The sequence below is a fragment of the Glycocaulis alkaliphilus genome (assembly GCF_004000605.1).
In the GTDB taxonomy this organism is placed as follows: domain Bacteria; phylum Pseudomonadota; class Alphaproteobacteria; order Caulobacterales; family Maricaulaceae; genus Glycocaulis; species Glycocaulis alkaliphilus.
In genome coordinates this window covers 970,528-991,248 of sequence record NZ_CP018911.1, presented here as the reverse complement: position 1 = coordinate 991,248, position 20,721 = coordinate 970,528, and the positions used below count along the sequence as shown (strand labels likewise).

Here is a 20,721-nt window from a genome sequence, read left to right as displayed (position 1 = left end):
CTTTCAGTGGCGTAGCCGCCTCACGCGGCGTTGAGATCAACCGCGCCAGCAATGTCGTCAGCGTGCTCAAGGAAATCAGCCGGCAGAGCTGTCCCTGTAAAGCATGAACCCGTAAAGCGAGCGCGGCGTACGTCGCAATCTTTCAGGTTGGCATAGGAAAAATCAGCGCCAGTCGCGCTGATGTCGCGCATGTCCGCCCCTTCGAGATCGGCATAGCGCAGAACGGCGGCGGCAAGGCTTGCCGCCAGCTTGCGGTCATTGGGCAGAAGCAGCGCGCCGATCTTGGCGCCGCGCAGATCAGCATTGTTCAGCCGCGCGCCGGTCAGGTCAGCGCCGCGAAGGTCTGCACCACGCAGGGACGCCATGCGCAGATCAGCCTTTTCGAGGCGCGCGCCCTGCAGCTGTGCGCCGCCCAGATCAAGCCCGTAAAGTGTTGCGCCGCGTGCCTGCAACGCCGTCAGATTGCGCCCTGAAAGGGTCTTGAGGCCGCGCATGTCCGCGCCATCAAACGTGGATGGCGCGCCCTGCTTGCCGCCGGTCTCACACCACAAGGCATGCGCTTCGAGGGCTTTTGCCGTCTCATCGGCATCGGCAGCCAGTTCGGGCCCGGTGGGCGCGTCCGTCAGGGCGCCATCGGTACACATGCCGCGCGTGTGCGCCGCATCGAGCTTCGTCCCGATAAGCACGGTGTGCGACAGATCCGCTTCGGTGAGGTCCGCACCGGACAGGTCTGCGCCTTCCAGATTGGCGCCGGGAAAGCGCGAACCGCGCAAATTTGCCCGCTGCATCCGGGCGCCAATCAGCACGGCGTCGGAGAAGTCTGCACGCTGCGCGATGGCGCCGGTCATCTTCGAGTTGGTGAGGTTGGCGCCGCTGAAATTGGCTTCCACCGCCTCATTGGGGCGCTGTTCATGGGTGATGATGGCAAGGCCTTTTTCGCGATCCACCTGGGCGATGGCCCCTTCGCGCAGATCGGCCTGGCTGAGATCGGCTCCGGTGAGGTTGGCGCCGCGCAGAATTGCGCCGCGCATGTCCGCACGGCGCAAGGTGGCCCCGGCCAGATTGGCCCGGCGCAGATCCGCAGCAAACAGGTTTGCGCTGGAGAAATTGGTTCCCGCCAGATTGGCCCCGGCCATTACAGCGCCGGAAAAATCGGCGTCGGTGAGATTGCGGCCAGACAGGTCCAGCCCCTCAATCACCTTGTAGGCGAAACTCGCGCGTGCGCCATTCATCCGCCCCTGCAAAAGGTTGGCGTGACGCAGGCAGATATTGTCGACCTCGTCCTGCGAGAGCCGGTGATAGGTTACGGGGCGTCCAATCATTGCGCGCGTCGAGCCCTTGCCGCCTTGCCGGACCCCGAAAGGGCCCGGCTTTGCGTATCAGGATAGCCCCGGCGGGCTTAACGGCGCGTTGATAACACTCGGATGCTAGTGCGCCTCAATGCCGGTCAGCGGCGTGAGCGCGCGCGCATGCTCGCGAACCCTGTCGCGTTCTGCCTCCGGCAGTGCGACCAGGCCGCGATCAGCCAGATAGCCGAACGGCCCGAAAGCATCTTCGCTGGTGAGTTCCTCGACCCATTCGGCGATACCCGGAACGGCCGCGACATGCTGGTTCTTCACATAGACAAACATGGAGCGGGCAATCGGATAAACGCCTTCGGAGATGTCATCATATTCCGGCTCGACGCCCTCGATCGTGGCCGCTGTCAGACGGTCGGCATTCTGTTCAAGATAGGAATAGCCGAACACACCAAAAGCGGTAGCGGAATTGGCGATCGTCTGGACGATCACATTGTCGTTCTCACCGCCATCAATCCAGGGCCCGTCTTCGCGAAGACGGCTGGAAACCTCGTCAAAACGCGCACGGTCGCTGGCGCGCAGCGCGTCGAGGCACTCGATCTGGCGGGCGCCAGGCTGGATGCCAAGTTCGATCCAGCTGTCACGCGTGCCGGAGGTCGGGGGCGGGCCGATCACTTCGATCCGGTCAGACGGCAGATCATTGGACACATCCGACCAGCGCCGGTGCGGATTGGGAATGAAGGCTTCGCACGAATACCCGGCGACATCGTTGAAGTCGCGGCCCGCGAGTATCTGACCGCTGGTGCTGAACACCGCCTCACCCGCGTCGTCTACGGGCATGGGGATCGTGAAGGCGAGCGCGAGGAACAGATCGCGGCGCTGGAAATCGACAGACGGCGTACCGGATGCGCGGGTGACCACGATACCGTCATAACCAATCGGCACTTCGGTGATAGCCGTCACGCCATTGCGCCGGCAAAGCTCGAACTCACCGGGCAGCATACGGCGCGAGGCGCCTGTGATGTCCGGGTGGCGCAGGCCTACGCCAGCGCAGAACAAATTCATGCCGCCGCCCGTACCAGTCGATTCGACGACCGGCGTACGAAATCCGGAGGTGGAGCCGAAGTTTTCCGAGGTCGCCGTGGTGAACGGAAACACGGTGGACGAGCCGACAATGCGGATCGAATCGCGTGATTGCGCTTCGGCGCTTTGCGCCCCCATGGCCAGCGATATGGCGATGGCGGAGACACAAGACAGAACAGCAAATTTCATGTTTTGACCCTTCGGGGTTGAACAAACCTGAACCGCACTTCGCACGGCAAGATGTCAGCTGTGTGACATCTTGCCGGCACATCGTGTCACGTCTGCGTCATCTGCAAGGCCGCTCTTCGTGTTCCCTTTAGACCAGCCGGCGGCGCAGCATCTGCGAGATCAGGTCCACCGCCGTCACGGCTGCGATGATGATCAGGAGGATGGTCGCCGTCTTGCCGTACTCGAACGAGCGGATGTTCTGGATCAGCACCTGACCGATACCGCCTGCCCCGATCAGACCGAGAATGGTTGCGGCGCGGGTGTTGGACTCAAAACGGTAGAGCGCATAGGAGGCCCAGAGCGGAATGACCTGCGGGATCACGCCCCAAACCACCTCGTTCATGGGCCCGGCGCCGGTTGCCCGCACACCCTCCACAGGGCCGTCATCAATGGCTTCGACGGCCTCGGAGAACAGCTTGGCCAGCACGCCGGTCGTGTGCAGCGCCAGCGCCATCACCCCGGCAAACGGGCCAAGGCCGACGGCTGCCACGAAGATTGCGGCCACCACCAGCTCATTGATGGCGCGGAAGGCGTCCATCAGGCGGCGTACCGGCTGCACGATCCAGACCGGCGCGATATTGCGTGAAGCCAGCAGGCCGAACGGAATGGCGGCAATTACGGCCACAACCGTACCCCACAGCGCGATCTGCACGGTGATGAGGGTCTGGCGGGCATAGGTTTCCCAGCCGTCCAGATCGAGCTGGAAGAAGCCGGCTATGTACTCGCCCATGCGCGGAGCATTGGACCCCAGAAGCGGAAGCTTGAACATCTCCGCTGGCCAGAAGCTCCAGATCAGCAGGCCAAACAGGCCCGACCAGATGGCTGCATCGATCAGACGGTCGCTCATCAGGCGGGACGGGCCGAAACGTGGCGGGCGCGAGCGGATCATCAGGACCGCAAACAGCGCCAGCCCGGACCCCAGACCAATCAGGCCACGCGTCAGCTCACCAGCCGTCACCCGGCGTATCCGGCGCTCCACCTCGATACGGGGCTGGGCGGCCAGAAAGGCGGAAACCAGGGAATTGATGTCGGCGCTGGCGGCATCCGGTTCGGCATCCATGCGTGAGCGTGCAGCGATGAGATCGTCGGCAAGATCACGCACGGCAACCCGGCGCTCTTCAACGGCCAGCTCGCGCATGGCGAGCTCGACCTGCTCCAGGCGCGCCGTGCGCTCGCCCTCTTCCAGTGCTTCGCTGGCCTGTGTTTCTGCCAGATCGCGCATCAGCTCCAGACGGCGGATGGGCAGGAGATGCTCATCGGTCGCTGGCAGGAAGCCGCCCAGGAACAGATTGTCGAGAACACCCTGCTCATATTCGCGCTGTGCTGCATCGCCGCGAAACCCATAGGTCAGGAAAAAGGACAGCAGCTCCGATTTGACGTCTTCGGACAGATCACGCCGCCAGACGATGGGGTCGGTCTGGATCAGCGGGGACGACCACAGAATGCGCAGGCCCGCCAGCGCTTCAGGCCGGGTCTGGGCCAGCCGGTCAAGATTGGTGGTATTGTTCGTGCCTGCATCCACGAACCCGTTCACGACGGCGAGCGCGGTCTGTTCGTGGTTGGCGTTGGTCACCTGTGCAAAGCAGGACTGCGGATCGATCCCGCGCGGCGCGAATATGTAAGCCAGCGGCACCAGCGTGCCGGATGTGGAGTTGGGATCCCCCAGGGCGAAGGACATGGAGCCGTCGCAGACCAGCAGGTCTTCCAGCGTGCGGATGGGGCTGTCCTCGCGCACGAGGATGACGGAGCGATACCCCTCCTGCCCGCCCGGATAGAGCGTCTTGGCGAACACCTCGGCATCGGCCAGCCGGATCGCCTGCAGGCCGGAGAGATTGGAGAACCAGCCCACATCTACCTGGCCAAAGCGCATCGCCTCGATGACGCCGGCATAGTCGATGGCCGAGACCAGCTCGATATCGAGCCCGGTTGTCTCTTCCATGTCTTCCACGAAGGGCTGCCACAGGGCCTCCACGGCCTCGGTCTGTTCGGTGGAGATAACGGAGAAGACGATACGCTCACGCTCCTGCGCGAGGGCAGTACCGCTGGCACAAACAAGCGCGAGGGCGGCCAGAATGCGGACGAAGCTCATCATGCGCGCACAGGCTCCTCGTCCATCACATCGCGGTACTCATCGCCATAAATCTCGATCAGGCGTTCACGGGTGAGCCCGGAGATGGGGCCGTCATAGATGATCTCGCCAGCTTTTAGCGCCACGGCACGGCGGCAGTATTTCAGCGCATAGTCGACCTGGTGGAGCGTCACCACGACGGTCAGCCCGTCCTGCTCGTTCAGCTCCGCCAGAAGACGCATCACGCGGCGCGCGGACACAGGGTCGAGCGAGGCAATGGGCTCGTCGGCGAAAATCGCCTCGGCACGCTGCACCAGAGCGCGCGCAATCGCGCCGCGCTGCTGCTGGCCGCCAGACAGATTCGCCGCGCGCTTGCCGGCATGGCCAGCGACGCCCACGCGTTCCAGCGCTTCCATGGCGCGCTTGCGCACATCATCGGGGAATGAGCCGGTTATGCCGCGCCAGGGCGCAATCTGCCCGAGCGAGCCCAGCATCGCGTTCGCATAGAGGCTGGCGCGTGTGACCAGATTGAACTGCTGGAAGATGAAGCCGACCTTGGCCCGCGCCCTGCGCACACGCGCCGACAGCTTGCCGTTTTCCTGCACCTTCTCGCCAAACAGCCGGATGGCACCCGAACCGGAATCGGCCAGCACCAGACCGGATGCCAGGCGCAGCAAGGTGGACTTGCCGGAACCCGAAGCGCCGATCAGCGCCACCATCTCGCCCGGCTCCACGGTCAGGCTGGCGCCGGAAAGGGCGACCGCCGTGCCGTAGGTCTTCGTAACCTGGTCAACTGACAAGGCGAGACTCTTCGCTGTCATTTTTATCCCCTCCACCCGGCACTTTTGGGCCGTTGGCGCGTTCGTGTTATGCCATACGAAACTGTGTGTGCCACCCTTTCCGGCACCGGTTGCCGCATGTCGTTGTGCCGCTGTGCAATTTCTCTTTACAGCGCGGCAGCGAGGCCCTAAATGCGCAGTCCCGGCGGAGGTGACGATGCCGGATTGGGTTAACTGCTAACAGGGGGTCTCGTGAGTTGTCCGAGCACCATACGCCCCTGGACCTGGTCCGCCTTCGGCCCGTCGATGGCCCGGTCGCGTGCGCGCGGCCTGACCGTCTGGCCGTAGCGTCCCGCTGGTTCCAGGAACATTTTCCGGGTGAAGTTCTCTACGCCGTGAAGGCGAACCCTTCGCCATGGGTGATTGATACGCTGTACGCGGCGGGTCATCGCTGGTTCGACGTTGCCTCCCTGCCGGAGGTTGAGCTGATTGCCAGCCGGTGTCCCGGCGCCACAATGGCGTTCATGCACCCGGTGAAGAGCCGGCGGGCCATTGCGTCTGCCTATCACGACCATGGCGTGAAGATCTTCGTCCTCGATTGCGAAGCCGAGCTGCAGAAAATCCTGCAGGAGACCGGCTATGCCCGCGACCTGACACTGGTGGTGCGCCTTGCCGTGTCCAATGACGGCGCAACGCTGCCGCTGGCGGGCAAGTTCGGCGCGACCGAAGCCGAAGCGCCCGATCTGATCCGGCTCGCCCGTGCCCATGCGCACGAGCTGGGCGTCAGCTTCCATGTCGGCAGCCAGTGCATGGCGCCCAGCGCCTACCGCGCGGCCATGATGGAAGCCTCGCGCCTGATCGCGCGCGCTGGTGTCACGGTGGACATTGTGGATGTGGGTGGTGGTTTTCCGTCCATCTATCCCGGCCTTACCCCGCCGCCGCTGGAAGACTATGTCAAAGCGATCGAGCACGCCTTCGAGGACATGATGGTCCTGGAGAACGCCGATCTGTGGTGCGAGCCGGGCCGCGCGCTCGTCGCCGAGGCGGTGTCCGTGCTGACGCGCGTGGAGCTGATCAAGGGCGATGCCGTCTACATGAATGACGGCTCCTATGGCTGCCTGTTCGACATCGTGCATGCGCGCTGGAGCTATCCGATGCGGGTGCATCGTGCCAATGGCGAGCTGAGCCCGCAGACGGCGCCGTTCAAGCTGTATGGCCCTACGTGCGATTCCATCGATTCCATGCCCGGCCCGTACGAGCTGCCCGCCGACCTTAAGGAAGGCGATGTCATCGAGTTTGGCATGCTGGGTGCCTATGGCACCGCAATGGCCACGCGCTTTAATGGCTTCGGGGATGTGGAGACTGTCACGGTTTCCGACTACCCTTGGCTTTCGCTGTACGATCAGCCCGTGCTGGCCTCGCCCCAAAGCGAGCCGCAGAGCGAAGGCTCGGTCGTCCCCTTCACCCGGCTGCGACGCCGCCGGCAACGCCTGATCAAGAGACGGTAAATGACTGAACAAACCAATCGTAAGGCCGAGCTGCTGGCCAGCCCGGTCGAGCATATCGATATTGCGAGCTTTGATGGCCGCGTGATCATTGATGCGTGGGAGAAGATGAGCTTCTCCAGCCGCGACGCTGCGCGCGCTGCGCGCATCCTGCAAGCGGCAGTGGCCGATCCGGATTGCTCGGTGATCCTCACCCTCGCCGGTTCGACGAGCGCAGGCGGCTGCATGCACGTGTGGCGCGACATGGTGCGCAACAACATGGTCGATGCCATCGTTGCCACCGGCGCATCCATCGTGGACATGGATTTCTTCGAGGCTCTGGGCTTCAAGCACTATCAGGCACGCGAAATCCCGGACGACCGGGTCTTGCGCGATCTCTATATCGACCGGATCTACGACACCTATATCGACGAGGAAGAGCTGCAGACCACCGACCACACGATCGGTGACATTGCTGACAGCCTCGACGCCAAGCCGATTTCGTCCCGCGCCTTCATCAAGGCGATGGGCAAATGGCTCGCCGATGGCAACGCCAAGAAGGAAGGCTCCCTCATCGAGGAATGCTATCGTCACGGCGTGCCGATCTTCGTGCCTGCCTTTGCCGACTGCTCGGCGGGCTTTGGCCTCGTGAAACACCAGGTCGAGCGCATGAAGGCGAAGAAGCCCTACCTCTCGATTGATGCCGTAGCCGATTTCCGCGAGCTGACCGACATCAAGATCAAGGCTGGCAAAACCGGCCTGTTCATGGTCGGCGGCGGTGTGCCGAAGAACTTCGCGCAGGATACTGTTGTCTGCGCCGAAATCCTCGGCCACGAAGTGCCGATGCACGAATACGCCGTGCAGATCACGGTTGCCGATGTGCGCGACGGCGCCTGCTCCTCCTCCACGCTGAAAGAGGCGTGCAGCTGGGGCAAGGTCGATGTCACGCTGGAGCAGATGGTGTTTGCCGAAGCCACCACCGTGGCCCCGGTCATCGTCTCTGACGTCTTCCATCGCGGCGCGTGGAAAAACCGTCCGCGCCGGCGCTTTGCGGATATGTTTGAGGATTAGGAGCTGAAACCCCGGGCGAGCATGAGCGAGACCCGGGGCCTTTCGCCGCTTTATCCTGCACGAGGTCCCGGACAGCCCTTCGGGCTTCCGGGATTTCAGCTGGTTTTACGAAAACCCCGGATGGCAACATCCGGGGTTTTTGTTTTGCGGCCCTCATCCTTCGAGACGCTCGCTGCGCTCGCCCTCAGGATGAGGGCCGCAGCGTTTGATCCCTCATCCTGAGGAGGCCGAAGGCCGTCTCGAAGGGCGGGGGATCAAACCCCGACGTACGACGTCACTAAGGACCGTGCCCCCTTTTTGGAAGACAGATCACGCTAGACCTTCTTCACGAACTCCGCGCGCAGCACCAGGCCCTTGATGCCGGGATGGCGGCAATCGATTTCCTGCGGATCGCCGGTCAGGCGGATGGTCTTGATCACCGTGCCACGCTTCAGCGTCTGGCCCGCGCCCTTGACGGTCAGATCCTTGATGAGGGTTACGCTGTCACCATCGGCCAGCAGGTTGCCGACCGAATCGCGCACTTCGACAGAGCCGGACGCTGGCGCTTTTGCAGCGGCCTCTTCAGGGCTCAGCCACTCGCCGGTGGCCTCGTCATAGACATAGTCTTCGCCGTCACTGGCCATGGGGTGCTCCTTGTCTAGTAAGCCGCCTGCTTGAAGATCGGCTCCACAGAGCCGTTCCACGGCCCGTCATAGAGCGCCAGCAGGCGCTCGGCGGGGGTGATGCCGCTCGCCGCGATCTCATCGAGATCATCGAGGAAGACCGCCTCGTGCTCGCCATGATGGTTGAGGCGGGCGCGCGCTTTCAGGCCTGAACGGGCGATGGCCAGCACCTCCTTGGCGAGGTCCTGCATCGTGCCGCTGCGGAAGGGCGTTTTCAGCCCGCAATGGGCAGCCCCCAGACGCAGCGCGACGCGCTCCTCCGCCGTCCAGTCCTTCACCAGGTCCAGCGCTGCGGCGAGCGCTGTGTCATCATAAAGCAGCCCCACCCACAGCGCGGGCAGCGCACACAGATTATTCCACGGCCCGCCATCGGCGCCGCGCTGTTCCAGGAAGGTCTTCAGGCGCACCTCAGGAAAGAGCGTGGAGAGATGATCCTCCCAGTCGCCCATGACGGGAAGCTCGCCCGGCAGGGCAGGCAGCTTGCCTTTGAGGAAATCGCGGAAGCTCTGCCCCGACGCATCAAGGAAACGGCCCTCACGCTTGACGAAATACATCGGCGCATCGAGCGCCCAGTCCGCGTAGTGCTCGTAGGAAAAGCCTTCATCGAACACGAACTGGAGGATGCCGGTACGGTCCGGGTCCACATCGGTCCAGACATGGGCGCGATAGGAGACAAATCCGTTCGGGCGGCCATCGGCGAAGGGGGAGTTGGCAAAGAGCGCGGTGGCGATGGGCTGCAGGGCCATGGAGGCGCGGAATTTCGCGCGCATATCGGCCTCTGAGGCGAAATCGAGATTGGTCTGCACCGTACAGGAGCGGAACATCATCTGGTGGCCCAGCCCGCCCACTTTGGGCATGTAGGCCTTCATGATGTTGTAGCGGTCTTTCGGCATCATCGGGGTCTCTTCCAGAGACCATTTCGGCGAGAAGCCTAACCCTAAGAACCCGGCGCCAATCTCGTCGGCCACTTCGCGCACTTCACGCAAATGCCCGTTCACCTCGGCACAGGTCTGGTGCAGCGTTTCCAGCGGCGCACCCGATAGCTCGAACTGCCCGCCCGGCTCCAGCGTGACAGATGCGCCCTTGCGTTTGAGCGCCACCGGCTTGCCGTCTTCCTCGATCACTTCCCAGCCAAAGCGGGTAAGGCCTTCGAGCATCTTGCGGACCGTCGGCCCGTCACCCTCATAGGGGAGCGGGCGGTGACCATCGAGCGTGAAACCGAACTTCTCGTGCTCGGTACCGATGCGCCAGCTTTCGCGCGGTTTCTCGCCCGAGGCGAGGTGGGCGATGAGCTGGTCCTTGCTTTCAATGGGGGGGCCTTCGCCGCCGGGCGTGTACGTACCGCTCATCCGTGTCCGGGCCTCCCAACCTTCAAGGTCCCCGTCACTTATGCGGACGGACGCCAGCGGGCAAGGGCGCGGCCTGTCTATATTTGTCAGATGGCCGGGCAGATAGCTGCGCTAGAGTACGCCAAATCGTGGGAGGCGGGTATGCGCAGCTGGCTTTCAGTTGGGGTTCTGCTGGCGGCAGGCATTGGCAGCGCGTCCGGTCAGGATGCCGGAAGCGACGCTTATGCCGAGCTGCGCGCACCGGCCATGGCCGCCTACGAGGCGGGTGAGACGCAACGTGCTTACACCCTGTTTGAAAGGGTGTTCGCGCAAATTCCCGAAACCGATCCGGCGGAGCGTGCGGCAACGGCCTTTTCGCTCGGCATCCTCGCCCATCAGCTGGAGGATCGCGCCAGGGCGCTGGAATGGCTTGAACGGGGCTTTGCCCTGCACGAGGTGGCGGACACGGCGCCAGAGACCTACGCGCAATATGTTGCCTATGCCGGGATGGTCAGTGCGGAATCCGGCGAGCCTGACCTGGCTATCGCGTATTTCCGCCGTGCGGTGGAGCAAGGACCGCAAGGGGACGATACGCTCGAATGGCGGGCCAGTACGCTCAACCAGTTCGCCAACGCCCTGCATGCCGGCGGGCAGTATTACGAGGCCAGCGAGCGGCGTCGCAACGCGCTCGCCGCGTACACGCAGGTCTTTGGGCCGGACCACGCCTATGTGGGCGTTGTACTGGAGGGACTTGGCGAAGATGTGCTGGCAGACGGCCATGACGCACAGGCTGTTGATGCCCGCCGCGAGGCGCTGCGCATTGCGCTGTCCACGCGCGAAGCCGGTGATCTGACCATCGTCACACTTGCGGGCACGCTGGCCAGTCAGCTGGCCGCACAGGAAGATACCGATGGCCTTGGCCGCATGGCTGATCTGGTCGAGGCGCATACCCGCAATGACCGCCACCGCGCGCGGATACTCTCCGAAATCGCCAACCACGCACGCGTCGCGGGACTGACCGGCGTAGCGGCGGACCTGAACACCCGTGCCTATGAGGCGGCGGCGGCAGACCCGCAAACGCCGCCGGAATTCCTCGCCACCTACCTGCTCAACCATGCGACGGGCGTGCAGGACGTATCGGGCTATGCCGCCGCCCTGCCGCTTCTGGAACAGCATTACCGGATGGTGCGCGTACACGATGGCGAGCCGGGGCTGCGGACGGCGGCAGCGTCTGAGCGCGTATGGACGGCGCTGTTTCGCCTTGCCCGCTTTGCCGAGGCAGAAGCCAATGCGCGCGAGCGGCTGGAGGCGCTCGAAGCCCGCGCGGACAATCCCGCCACCGAGATCGCCCGGGGGTATGAGAATCTGGCTCTCTCCATTCACGAGCAATACCGCCCCACCGAGGCCGGGCCGGTGTTTGTGCGCGGGCTTGAAGTGCTGGAGCAGACGGATAGAGGAGAGCACATCCGGGCGAGCCTGCTGGATGCCTATGCCATCCACCTCGTGTTCAACGGCGACCGGGACGAGGCGCTGGCTGTTGCCCGGCGCAATATGGACCTCCGGGGCGAAGTGTATGGGTCAGACACGCCCTCCTACGCGCGCGGGCTCTACACGCTGGCAGTTGTCCAGCGGCGCCTGTCGATGAATGACGCGGCCCTGGGCTCGCTAGCAGCTGCGCAAGCCATCTACGAGGCCGCAGGGCCGAACGAAGCAGCCGGGCTGTTTACCATCCTCTACCAGCGCGCCGAGCTGATGCTGGAAGCAGGCGATCTTGCCGGCGCAGAGGCCCTGCTGGCATCCGCGGAGGCGGTTATCCCCGCCGGGCGGCCTGACCAGAGGCGTGACTGGCACGAGCTGTCAGGGCGTATCCTGCGCAGTCAGGGGCGCCTGAGCGAGGCGCTGGGTCATTACCGGGAATCTCTTGCCATGCGCATCGCGCAGGACGGGCCGCAGGGGCGCTCCACTGTATTTCCGCTGCTGAACATCGCCGCCACCCTGCGCATGCAGGGACAGGCCGCCGAGGCAGAGCCGGTCGTGCGCCGGGTTCTGGAAACGCACGCGGCCTACGGTGTCACCACAGGCAGTGATGTGGGTGCGGCCTGGCTGGAGCTGGCAACCATACTCAATCTCCTTGGCCGGGAGGACGAAGCGCGCGAGGCGGCAAGCCGGAGCCATGCCCTCCTCGCTGATGTCTGGCCGCGCGGCACACATCGTCGCGCTATTGCCGACTATAATCGCGGGCATGTCGCGCTGCTCCAGCATGACTATCGCGGTGCCGAACCCTTCATGCGCGATGCTATCGAGGATATGCGCCAGGCCCCCGGCCGATCTGACATTCATCTGGGCATCATGCTCAATAGCTGGGGCTATCTCAATGAACGCCTCGGCCAGTACAGACAGGCCGCCGCAGCCTATCGCGAGGGGCTGGCCTTGCGCGAGGGGCGCCTGTCAAACGACAATCCGGCGCTGGCCAGCGGACGCGCCTTTCTGGCGCGGACATTGATCGATCATCTCGGCGAACCGCAAGAGGGGCTGGAGCTCTTCCGGCAGGCTTCAGGCGGGCTGATCGAAGGCATTGTCCTGCGCGCCGGAACGGCGGCGGATGATGGCGTCGATGGTATCGAGTTTGCCCGCAAGGACGCCTTCTTCAAGGCGCATCTCGAAGCGCTGTGGACCAACGCTCAGCTGGATCACTGAAACCCCGGAACCGGAAATGCCGAGCTTTTCCCTCGTCCTTCGAGCGCCACTGCGTCCGAAAGGACGAGGGCTTTGGGCAAAGAATTCACGAAAGGCGTCAGCGCCAATCTCCCAGCGCGGCCTGCCATAGCGTGAGCGCGGCCACCGCAGCCGTGTCGGCCCGCAAGATGCGCGGGCCGAGCGTGACAGCGCGCACGAAGGGCAGCGAACGCAAATGCGTCCTCTCCGCATCATCAAACCCGCCTTCGGGGCCGATAAGGATGGTCCACGGGCCTGACGGGTCCGTCTCGCCCTGCAGCATGTCCGCCAAGGGCCGCGCTCGGCCCTGCGAGCCGCCCCAGGCCCCCTCCCCGTCCCCTGCCTCATCGCAGAAGATCAGGCGCTCACCGTCCGGCCAGCAGGCCAGCAGGCGCTCCAGCGAAACCGGCTCTGACATTTCCGGCAGGCACAGCCGCTCGGTCTGCTCAGCCGCTTCGGTGGCAAGAGCGAGCAGACGGTCGGTCCGCACCCGCTCGGACTGGGTGCGCCGTGTGATGACGGGCTGGATGCACGCCGCGCCCAGCTCCGTCGCTTTCTCGACGATGAAATCGGTACGCGCCTTCTTCACCGGCGCAAAACACAGGCGCAAAGGCGGCACGCCGGTCTGCTCGCGTAGGCGGGTTTCCACCTGCAGGGACGCACCCTTGCGCGAAGCTTCGGCGACTTTTGTCTGCCATTCGCCGTCACGCCCATTGAAGACACGCACCGGCGCTCCCGCCTCGCGGCGCATGACATTGACGAGATAATGCGCCTGCTCGCGCGGCAGGATCAGCTCAGCACCTTCGCTCAGCGGCGCATCGACAAAAAGGCGGGGTGTGGTGACCATGCCCTCCCCTCTAGCGCCGGTGCGGCCATACGCCAAGCGTCAAGGGCTATGCGGCGGGCATCCGGCGCGATAACTAGTCGGGCATGAATGCAAAAAGCCCCCACAGCAAGGCACGCGACCGCCGCGTAGCCGATTCCATCCCGCGCACGTTTGTGGACCGCGCGCCAGAAGGCTGGCGGCCATACTTGCGCCTTGCCCGCTATGACCGGCCAATAGGCTTCTGGCTGCTGGCCATACCGTGCTTCTGGGGGCTGGCGCTGGCAACCATGGACACGGGCGCAAGCTGGTCCATGGCCGGGTATGCGGCCCTCTTTGCCATCGGCGCGATTGCGATGCGCGGGGCGGGCTGCACCTGGAACGACATCGCCGACCGCGATCTCGACGCCAAGGTGGCGCGCACGGCAGACCGCCCGCTGGCCGCAGGCACCATCACCGTCAAACAGGCGCTCATCTTCCTCGCCGCGCAATGTGCGGTGGGCGCTCTGGTGCTCCTGTTCCTGCCGCTCACTGCAATCGCCATAGCTCTGGCGGCCTTGCTGCTGGTGGCCGCCTATCCGTTCATGAAGCGCATCACCTGGTGGCCGCAGGTCTGGCTGGGCCTCACCTTCAACTGGGGCGTGCTTGTGGGCTATGCGGCGCTGGGCGGGGCAGACTGGATAGCGGCCAGCCTGCTCTATGCCGCCGCCGCGCTGTGGACGCTGGGCTATGACACGATCTATGCCTGCCAGGACATGGAGGATGACGCGCTGGTAGGCGTCAAATCCTCCGCCCGCGCGCTGGGCCATGCCATCGGCCCCGCTGTCGGCGCCATCTATGGCACATCGCTGGTGCTGACCGCTCTGGCAGCCATCAAGGCCGGTGCCGGGCTGATATTTGCGCCGGTCTTTGCCGCCTATGCGGTGCATCTGGTCTGGCAGGCCTCGCGCTTCCGCCCCGATGACGGAGCGGCCTGCCTTGCCCATTTCAAGTCCAACCGGGAGGCCGGCCTTATTCTGCTGGCCGCGCTATTGCTGGGCGCACTCGCGCCGATGTGATCGGGGTGCAGCTGGCCGGACCGCCAGCTCACCCTACATCTGGGAGTGTGACCCAAGGGAGCCTGCCATGCTGACGCGCCGCCTTGCTCTTCTCTCCGGCATATCGCTGGCCGCCTGCGGACCGTCCAACACTGGCTCTGCCAGCACGCCACCGGCCAGCGAGGACGGCATTGACTGGGCCAATCTGAGCGAAGCGCAGTGGCGCGAACGCCTGACACCTGCCGAATTCAACGTGCTGCGCCGCGAAGGCACAGAGCGGCCCGGCTCCTCCCCGCTCAATGATGAGACCCGCGAGGGCATCTATGCCTGTGCCGGGTGCGGCCTGCCCCTCTTCTCGTCAGAGACCAAATATGAGTCCGGTACCGGCTGGCCGAGCTTCTGGCAACCGCTGGACGGGGCGGTAAACACAAAGCCGGACTACCGCATCTGGACGCCGCGCACCGAGTATCACTGCGCGCGCTGCGGCGGGCATCAGGGCCATGTATTCGAGGACGGGCCACAGCCAACCGGCCAGCGCTGGTGCAATAACGGCATTGCGCTGCGCTTCATTCCTGCCGGAGACGCGTAGCCCGCTGGCGCAGGGCACCGCGCGAGGGTAGACGGCAGGCATGATCGCCGATCCGCAATCCTTCATCGCCGCCCACACACGCATCGCGTCCGCGCCGCTGACGCCGGAACTGCGCTTTCATCTGGCCGACGAGACAATAGCCATCTGGCAGCAGACCGAGGACGCCTTGGGCGAGGCCGGCCTGCCGCCGCCTTTCTGGGCGTTCGCCTGGGCGGGCGGGCAGGCGCTGGCGCGCTATCTGATGGACAATCCTGCCCTTGTAGCCGGCAGGCACGTGCTGGACTTTGCCAGCGGCTGCGGCATTGCGGGCATTGGCGCCGCCAGGGCCGGTGCCGCACGCGTGGAAGCCAGCGAGATTGACGCGTTTGCGGTAGAGGCGATTCTGGCCAACGCCGCGCTGAACGGCGTGACGATTCAGGCGGAGAAAACTGATCTTGTCGGCGTCGACAAGGGCTGGGATGTCGTGCTGGCCGGGGACGTGTTCTACGAAGGCCCCGGCGCACAGCGTATAGCCAGCTGGCTGGAAGGCCTGCACCGGCGCGGCTGCGTGGTGCTGATAGGCGATCCGGGCCGTCATTTCCTGCCAAAGGAGAAGCTGGAGCCGCTGGCGCGCTATGACACGCCGGTCAGCCGGGATCTCGAAGACCGCGATGTGCGCCTCGCCCGGGTATGGCGGTTTACCGGGTAGTTCTTTTCAAAAGGCCTTGAATCAAGCCATCAGACAGTATGGCACGCGCGCGCGCCGTCGACCGGCGGCTATATCTCTTGCTGGAAATCACCGCCCGGCGGCTGCACCGGCAGGCGGACGCCCGTCTGCGCGGGGAGGCTGGGGTAACGGCGGCGCAGTCTGCCGTCCTGTTCCTGCTCATGCGGCGCGGCGAACGGCGCATGGGCGCGATTTCCGAGACGCTGGCGCTGGGCGCACCGGCCGTCACTGGCCTTGTTGCCCGCATGGAGGCTGCCGGTCTCGTCACGCGCAGCCAGGACAGCAGCGATAAGAGGGGTGCCATCGTCACCCTGACCGAAGCAGGGCGCGAGCTGGCCATCAAGGCGGATCAGACCTTGCGTGAGATCAATGCGGAACTGGCCGAACGCCTGGGCGAAGAGGACACCGACCGGCTGCACGATCTTCTCAGCCGCCTGAATACGGACGAGGCGGGGTAGGTTGCTGCATGGTTTCTCCCCCCGTTTACGGGCGGGGTGAGAAGCGAAGCTTCGAACGCCCGAAGGGCCGAGGGGGGGTTAAGGAAAAAGATCCCCCCTCCGTCAGCTGCGCTGACACCTCCCCCGTAAACGGGGGAGGACACCGGCAAGAGGCAATAAAAAAACCCCGGACGTTGCCATCCGGGGTTTTCAATTCACTAGCTGGAAGACGTGAGCCCTAAAGCCCCGGCAGCTTCCGGCCTGACCGGCGCGGACGCACGATGGTCACATCGCCTCCGCCGGTAATTTCCTGAATGCGGCGGCGTTCCTCATCGACATCGATCGGCGTGGCGCCGTCAGCAGCGGGTGTCACCGTCCCGGAGCGCCAGAAGATCAGACGGTCCGCGAAGCTTTCATTCTTGCGGACGACGGCTGCCGTCTCGCCATCAATAAGCGCGCGTACATTGGGGTTGGCGTCTGCACCACCAGCGCGGGCAGCGAGAAGGATCTCGCCACGGCTGGCATTCTCCGAGGAGAAATCGCCAAACAGGGCGCGGCGCGCCTGCTGGTCCGGGAAGATGTCTTCAGGGCGAAGCTGGCCGGGCGCAGGCGGGCGCAGCGAGTATTCCGGCGGCACGGTCAGCGGCGCAATGGTGACGACGCGGAACTCGTCCGGCGCGGTGCGTTCCGAGCCCAGTGCCTGACGCACGCCCGATGTGCATGCGCTGGCGCCGACAAGGGCCATCGCAGCCACAGCAAGGATATTTTGGATGCGCATGGGTGAAGACGCTCCTGAAACTGAAAAACTCTTGTTTACTTCTAACAGAGGCTTGGCGGGGAACGCCACCCTTAGCGGCAGGAATGAGGAGAGTTTAATCTGACACTTTGCCCGGCGCGTCCGCGCCCTTGCGCTCACTGCCGTTCACGATCACGTCCAGCACCAGCCCGGCCACGCCCACCGAGATGGCGGCATCGGCCACGTTGAACACGTAGGGAAACCACAGGCCGGAGAAGTCCAGAAAGTCTGCCACGGCGCCATAGGCGATGCGGTCAATCACGTTTCCAACCGCCCCGCCAATGATCAGGCCGAAGGCCAGCGCCTGCAGCTTGCGCTCGGCACGAGTCAGCCAGAAGGCGATCACGCCAGCAATAGCCAGCGAGAACCCGATAAGCAGAAGCCGCGTCCACAGGCTTTCCGCCGCGAACAGGCCAAAGCTGACGCCTCTGTTCCACACCATGGTGAGGTTGAACCACGGATCGAGCACCTCGATCCGCGTGCCCGGACCGCCCTCCATGAAGCCAAGCCCGTGCAGCACCCAGAGTTTGGAGGCCTGATCGAGCACGATCACCAGTACGGCCAGGCCCGCCCCGATGGCGGCGAGCCGGGTGGACGGGATATAGCGGGCGAGCGCGCTCATGCGGCATTGCCCTTGCGGGCGTCATACCAGGCCACGGCGTCCGCATCACGCGCCGAGAGGTCCGGGTAGCGCGTATCGGAGCCGACATCGGTCGTGATCCGCCAGGAGCGGGCGCATTTGCTCCCTTGAGCCGGTTTGAACACCACGGCTACGCCCGGCGCGTCTTCCGTGCGGAAAGCGTCTGCAGGCCCCTCGCCGTCTTTGAGCGTGGCCTGAGAGGTGATGCAAAGCTCGGCGAGGAAATCGTCCACGCCGCCGGGCGCTTCAGCGTCCAGCGCGGCACGATAGGCCGGATCGGTGACATAGACCTCCGGCGCAGCCTCAAGGCTGGAGCCGATCACCTTGTCCCGGCGCATGATTTCCAGCGCGGCCGTGACGCCCCGGCGCAGACGGCGGATCGTGCGCCAGTTTTCTGCACGGACTTCATCGCGCCATTCCGCTGGCGTGTCCTTGAAGGTCTGAAGGTGGACGGAAGGCGCATCCTCGCCATAGCGGGAGGCCCAGACCTCCTCCATCGTGAAGGGTAGCAGGGGCGCCATCCAGAGTGCGAGACGGTCCAGCAATTCGGCCATCACCGTGCGCGCCGCGCGGCGGCGGATCGCGTCCGGCCGGTCGCAGTAGAGGCTGTCCTTGCGGATATCGAGATAGAAGGCCGAAAGGTCATTGACGCAGAAATTGAACAGCGCCGACCAGGCCCGCTTGAAGTCATAGGCGGCATAGGCTGCGCGCACGGTTTCATCCAGCTCCGCCATGCGATGCAGCATGAAGCGCTCCAGCGCGGGCATCTCTGCGGGCGCCACGCGCTCATCGTCCGAGAACCCGTCGAGCGCGCCCAGCAGGTATTTGAGCGTATTGCGCAGCTTGCGATAGGCATCGACCGCCGATTGCAGGATGGCCTCACCGATGCGTAGATCGCCCGAATAGTCCGCGCTGGCCGCCCACAGGCGCAGAATGTCCGCGCCATACTTCTCCGCGACAGCGTTCGGCGCGAGCACATTGCCGAGCGATTTGGACATCTTCATGCCCTTCTCGTCGACGATGAAGCCGTGGGTCACGACCGCCTTGTAGGGCGCGCGGCCGCGCGTGCCGCAGCTTTCAAGAAGGCTGGACTGGAACCAGCCGCGATGCTGGTCTGAGCCTTCCAGATACACGTCCGCCGGCCATTCGCCTTCGCGCAGTGCAAAGGCGTGGGTGGAACCGGAATCGAACCAGACATCGAGAATGTCGGTGACCTGCTCGTACTCGGACGCGCTATACGCATCGCCGAGGAAGACCTGCGGATCGGTGTCGAACCACGCATCCGCGCCGGCCGATTCCACCGCCTTCACGATGCGGGCATTGACGGCCTCATCATTGAGGATGTCGCCTGTCGCCTTGTTGACGAAGATGGTCAGCGGCACGCCCCAGGCGCGCTGGCGCGAGATCAGCCAGTCGGGCCTGTCCGACACCATCGCATGGATGCGGTTGCGCGCGGTTTTTGGCGTCCATTCAGTGGCGTCGATGGCTTCCAGCGCGCGCTGGCGCAGGGTGGCGCCATCGCCCATATCCTTGTCGATGGCGATGAACCATTGATTGGTGTTGCGGAAGATGACCGGCGCCTTCGAGCGCCATGAGTGCGGGTAGGAGTGCTCCAGCCGCCCGCGCGCCAGAAGATTGCCCGCCTCGATCAGCGTATCGACCACAGCCTTGTTGGCCGGGCCGTCCTGGCCTGCCTTCTTGCCGTCCGTGCGCACGATTTCCATTCCCGCAAAGAGCGGGATGTGGGGCAGATAGGCTCCGTCAGGGCCGACAGTGTGCGGGATCGGCTCCTTGGGATCGTGCCAGACCTTGTTGGCCATCCAGGCCACATAGTCTTCCGCGCCGTGACCGGGCGCGGTGTGGACAAAGCCCGTACCCTGCTCGTCGGTGACATGATCGCCATCAAGCAGCGGCACGCGATAGTCCCAGTACTTGTCGGTCTTGGCAAACGGGTGCGAACAGATCAGCCCTTCCACATCGGCATCGCCCAGGCGCTTGGCCTTCACGATGAAGCCGGCTTTCGCCACGTCTTCCCAGAGCGCATCGGCCACGATCAGCTTGTCGCCCGGGCGCGCCCAGGGGAGGAAGTCAGAGCCGGTATCCGCGCCTTCGACCTCATAAAGGCCGTAGGCAATTTTCTTCGAGTAGCAGATCGCCCGGTTGGCCGGGATCGTCCAAGGGGTCGTCGTCCAGATGACCACGCTGGCGCCCGCCATGGCGTGGGGGATACCTGAGCCATCCATTTTCACGCCGCGCACCGGGAATTTCACCCAGATCGTGGTGGAAACCTTGTCGTGATACTCGACCTCGGCTTCGGCCAGAGCCGTCTGCTCCACCGGCGACCACATCACAGGCGAGGAACCGCGATAGACGAGGCCCTTGTCGACGAATTTCAGGAACTCGCTGACGATGGATGCTTCGGCATCGAACGCCATGGTGGTGTAGGGATCGTTCCACTCGCCGGCCACGCCCAGACGCTTGAACTCGGCGCGCTGCACGTCAATCCACTCGGCGGCATAGTCGCGGCAAGCCTTGCGGAATTCGGCAACCGGGACATCGTCCTTCTTCTTGCCCTTGGCGCGATAATTCTGCTCCACCTTCCATTCGATGGGCAGGCCGTGGCAGTCCCAGCCCGGACGGTAAGGCGCATCGAACCCGGCCATACGCCGTGTGCGCACCACGAAATCCTTCAGGATCTTGTTCATACCGGTGCCAAGGTGGATGTGCCCGTTGGCATAAGGCGGGCCGTCATGCAGCACGAAGCGGTCCCGGCCTTTGGCCGTCTCGCGCATCTGTTCGTAAAGCTTTGCCGCCTCCCAGCGCTCCAGCCATTTCGGCTCGCTCTGGGGCAGGCCTGCGCGCATCGGAAAATCGGTCGCAGGCAGGAAAAGCGTGTCTTTGTAGTCGCGGGTGTCGGTGGCAGTGGCGTCGCTCATGGCGGCGTATCCCGTTTCTGGTATCGGTCGTTTCAGATCAT

At 64.4% G+C, this 20,721-nt stretch carries 17 protein-coding genes; 7 read left to right on the top strand and 10 right to left on the bottom strand.

The window, feature by feature from the left end; genetic code table 11:
• Window positions 1-20 precede the first annotated feature (20 nt).
• The 4 genes from X907_RS04790 to X907_RS04775 all read right to left on the bottom strand — a co-directional run bounded on the left by X907_RS04790 (window position 21) and on the right by X907_RS04775 (window position 5,498).
• A complete protein-coding gene (locus X907_RS04790) occupies window positions 21-1,322 on the bottom strand; it encodes a pentapeptide repeat-containing protein (RefSeq protein WP_127565888.1) in 1,302 nt (433 codons plus the stop codon).
• Between the two features lie 105 nt (window positions 1,323-1,427).
• Window positions 1,428-2,570, bottom strand: coding sequence for a substrate-binding domain-containing protein (locus X907_RS04785; protein ID WP_127565887.1), 1,143 nt, complete (start codon window positions 2,568-2,570; stop codon window positions 1,428-1,430).
• A gap of 127 nt (window positions 2,571-2,697) precedes the next feature.
• Window positions 2,698-4,701, bottom strand: coding sequence for a phosphonate ABC transporter, permease protein PhnE (gene phnE / locus X907_RS04780; RefSeq protein ID WP_127565886.1), 2,004 nt, complete (start codon window positions 4,699-4,701; stop codon window positions 2,698-2,700).
• Complete coding sequence (locus tag X907_RS04775) at window positions 4,698-5,498, bottom strand: phosphonate ABC transporter ATP-binding protein (protein ID WP_127565885.1); 801 nt, start codon at window positions 5,496-5,498, stop codon at window positions 4,698-4,700. Before X907_RS04775 ends, phnE begins: the two co-directional genes overlap by 4 nt.
• Before the next feature lie 215 nt (window positions 5,499-5,713).
• Between X907_RS04775 and X907_RS04770 the strand changes: the two genes are divergently transcribed.
• Complete coding sequence (locus X907_RS04770) at window positions 5,714-6,964, top strand: type III PLP-dependent enzyme (protein ID WP_127565884.1); 1,251 nt, start codon at window positions 5,714-5,716, stop codon at window positions 6,962-6,964.
• Window positions 6,965-8,011 carry a 1,9-bis(guanidino)-5-aza-nonane synthase gene (locus tag X907_RS04765; protein ID WP_127565883.1) on the top strand — a complete coding sequence of 349 codons (1,047 nt, stop codon included), beginning with the start codon at window positions 6,965-6,967 and terminating at the stop codon, window positions 8,009-8,011.
• A gap of 314 nt (window positions 8,012-8,325) precedes the next feature.
• On the opposite strand, the gene X907_RS04760 is transcribed toward X907_RS04765, so the two are convergent.
• Together X907_RS04760 and X907_RS04755 are read right to left on the bottom strand one after the other, a co-directional pair.
• Window positions 8,326-8,634, bottom strand: a complete 309-nt coding sequence (locus X907_RS04760) for an alkylphosphonate utilization protein (RefSeq protein ID WP_127565882.1) — start codon at window positions 8,632-8,634, stop codon at window positions 8,326-8,328.
• Between the two features lie 14 nt (window positions 8,635-8,648).
• Window positions 8,649-10,022 carry a glutamate--cysteine ligase gene (locus X907_RS04755; RefSeq protein ID WP_127565881.1) on the bottom strand — a complete coding sequence of 458 codons (1,374 nt, stop codon included), beginning with the start codon at window positions 10,020-10,022 and terminating at the stop codon, window positions 8,649-8,651.
• A 141-nt stretch (window positions 10,023-10,163) separates the two neighbouring features.
• Here X907_RS04755 and X907_RS04750 point away from each other — a divergent pair, with 141 nt between their 5' ends.
• The gene (locus X907_RS04750) at window positions 10,164-12,698 is read left to right on the top strand and encodes a tetratricopeptide repeat protein (RefSeq protein WP_170175457.1); all 2,535 of its coding nucleotides are present in this window, start codon (window positions 10,164-10,166) and stop codon (window positions 12,696-12,698) included.
• A 97-nt stretch (window positions 12,699-12,795) separates the two neighbouring features.
• On the opposite strand, the gene X907_RS04745 is transcribed toward X907_RS04750, so the two are convergent.
• A complete protein-coding gene (locus X907_RS04745; RefSeq protein WP_127565879.1) occupies window positions 12,796-13,563 on the bottom strand; it encodes a 16S rRNA (uracil(1498)-N(3))-methyltransferase in 768 nt (255 codons plus the stop codon).
• 83 nt (window positions 13,564-13,646) lie between these two features.
• Between X907_RS04745 and ubiA the strand changes: the two genes are divergently transcribed.
• The 4 genes from ubiA (at window position 13,647) to X907_RS04725 (ending at window position 16,329) form a co-directional block, all read left to right on the top strand.
• The gene (gene ubiA, locus X907_RS04740) at window positions 13,647-14,597 is read left to right on the top strand and encodes a 4-hydroxybenzoate octaprenyltransferase (RefSeq protein ID WP_127565878.1); all 951 of its coding nucleotides are present in this window, start codon (window positions 13,647-13,649) and stop codon (window positions 14,595-14,597) included.
• 67 nt (window positions 14,598-14,664) lie between these two features.
• Window positions 14,665-15,165, top strand: a complete 501-nt coding sequence (gene msrB / locus X907_RS04735) for a peptide-methionine (R)-S-oxide reductase MsrB (RefSeq protein WP_127565877.1) — start codon at window positions 14,665-14,667, stop codon at window positions 15,163-15,165.
• Between the two features lie 40 nt (window positions 15,166-15,205).
• The gene (locus tag X907_RS04730; RefSeq protein WP_127565876.1) at window positions 15,206-15,853 is read left to right on the top strand and encodes a class I SAM-dependent methyltransferase; all 648 of its coding nucleotides are present in this window, start codon (window positions 15,206-15,208) and stop codon (window positions 15,851-15,853) included.
• A 38-nt stretch (window positions 15,854-15,891) separates the two neighbouring features.
• A complete protein-coding gene (locus X907_RS04725) occupies window positions 15,892-16,329 on the top strand; it encodes a MarR family winged helix-turn-helix transcriptional regulator (RefSeq protein WP_127565875.1) in 438 nt (145 codons plus the stop codon).
• Window positions 16,330-16,546: 217 nt separating this feature from the next.
• On the opposite strand, the gene X907_RS04720 is transcribed toward X907_RS04725, so the two are convergent.
• From X907_RS04720 to ileS, 3 genes are all read right to left on the bottom strand, one after another.
• The gene (locus tag X907_RS04720; RefSeq protein WP_127565874.1) at window positions 16,547-17,086 is read right to left on the bottom strand and encodes a DUF3035 domain-containing protein; all 540 of its coding nucleotides are present in this window, start codon (window positions 17,084-17,086) and stop codon (window positions 16,547-16,549) included.
• Between the two features lie 94 nt (window positions 17,087-17,180).
• Window positions 17,181-17,726 (bottom strand): signal peptidase II, encoded by a 546-nt coding sequence (gene lspA / locus X907_RS04715; protein ID WP_127565873.1) that lies wholly within the window; start codon window positions 17,724-17,726, stop codon window positions 17,181-17,183.
• Window positions 17,723-20,680 carry an isoleucine--tRNA ligase gene (gene ileS, locus X907_RS04710; protein WP_127565872.1) on the bottom strand — a complete coding sequence of 986 codons (2,958 nt, stop codon included), beginning with the start codon at window positions 20,678-20,680 and terminating at the stop codon, window positions 17,723-17,725. The genes lspA and ileS overlap by 4 nt, the downstream gene beginning before the upstream one ends.
• Window positions 20,681-20,721 lie beyond the last annotated feature (41 nt).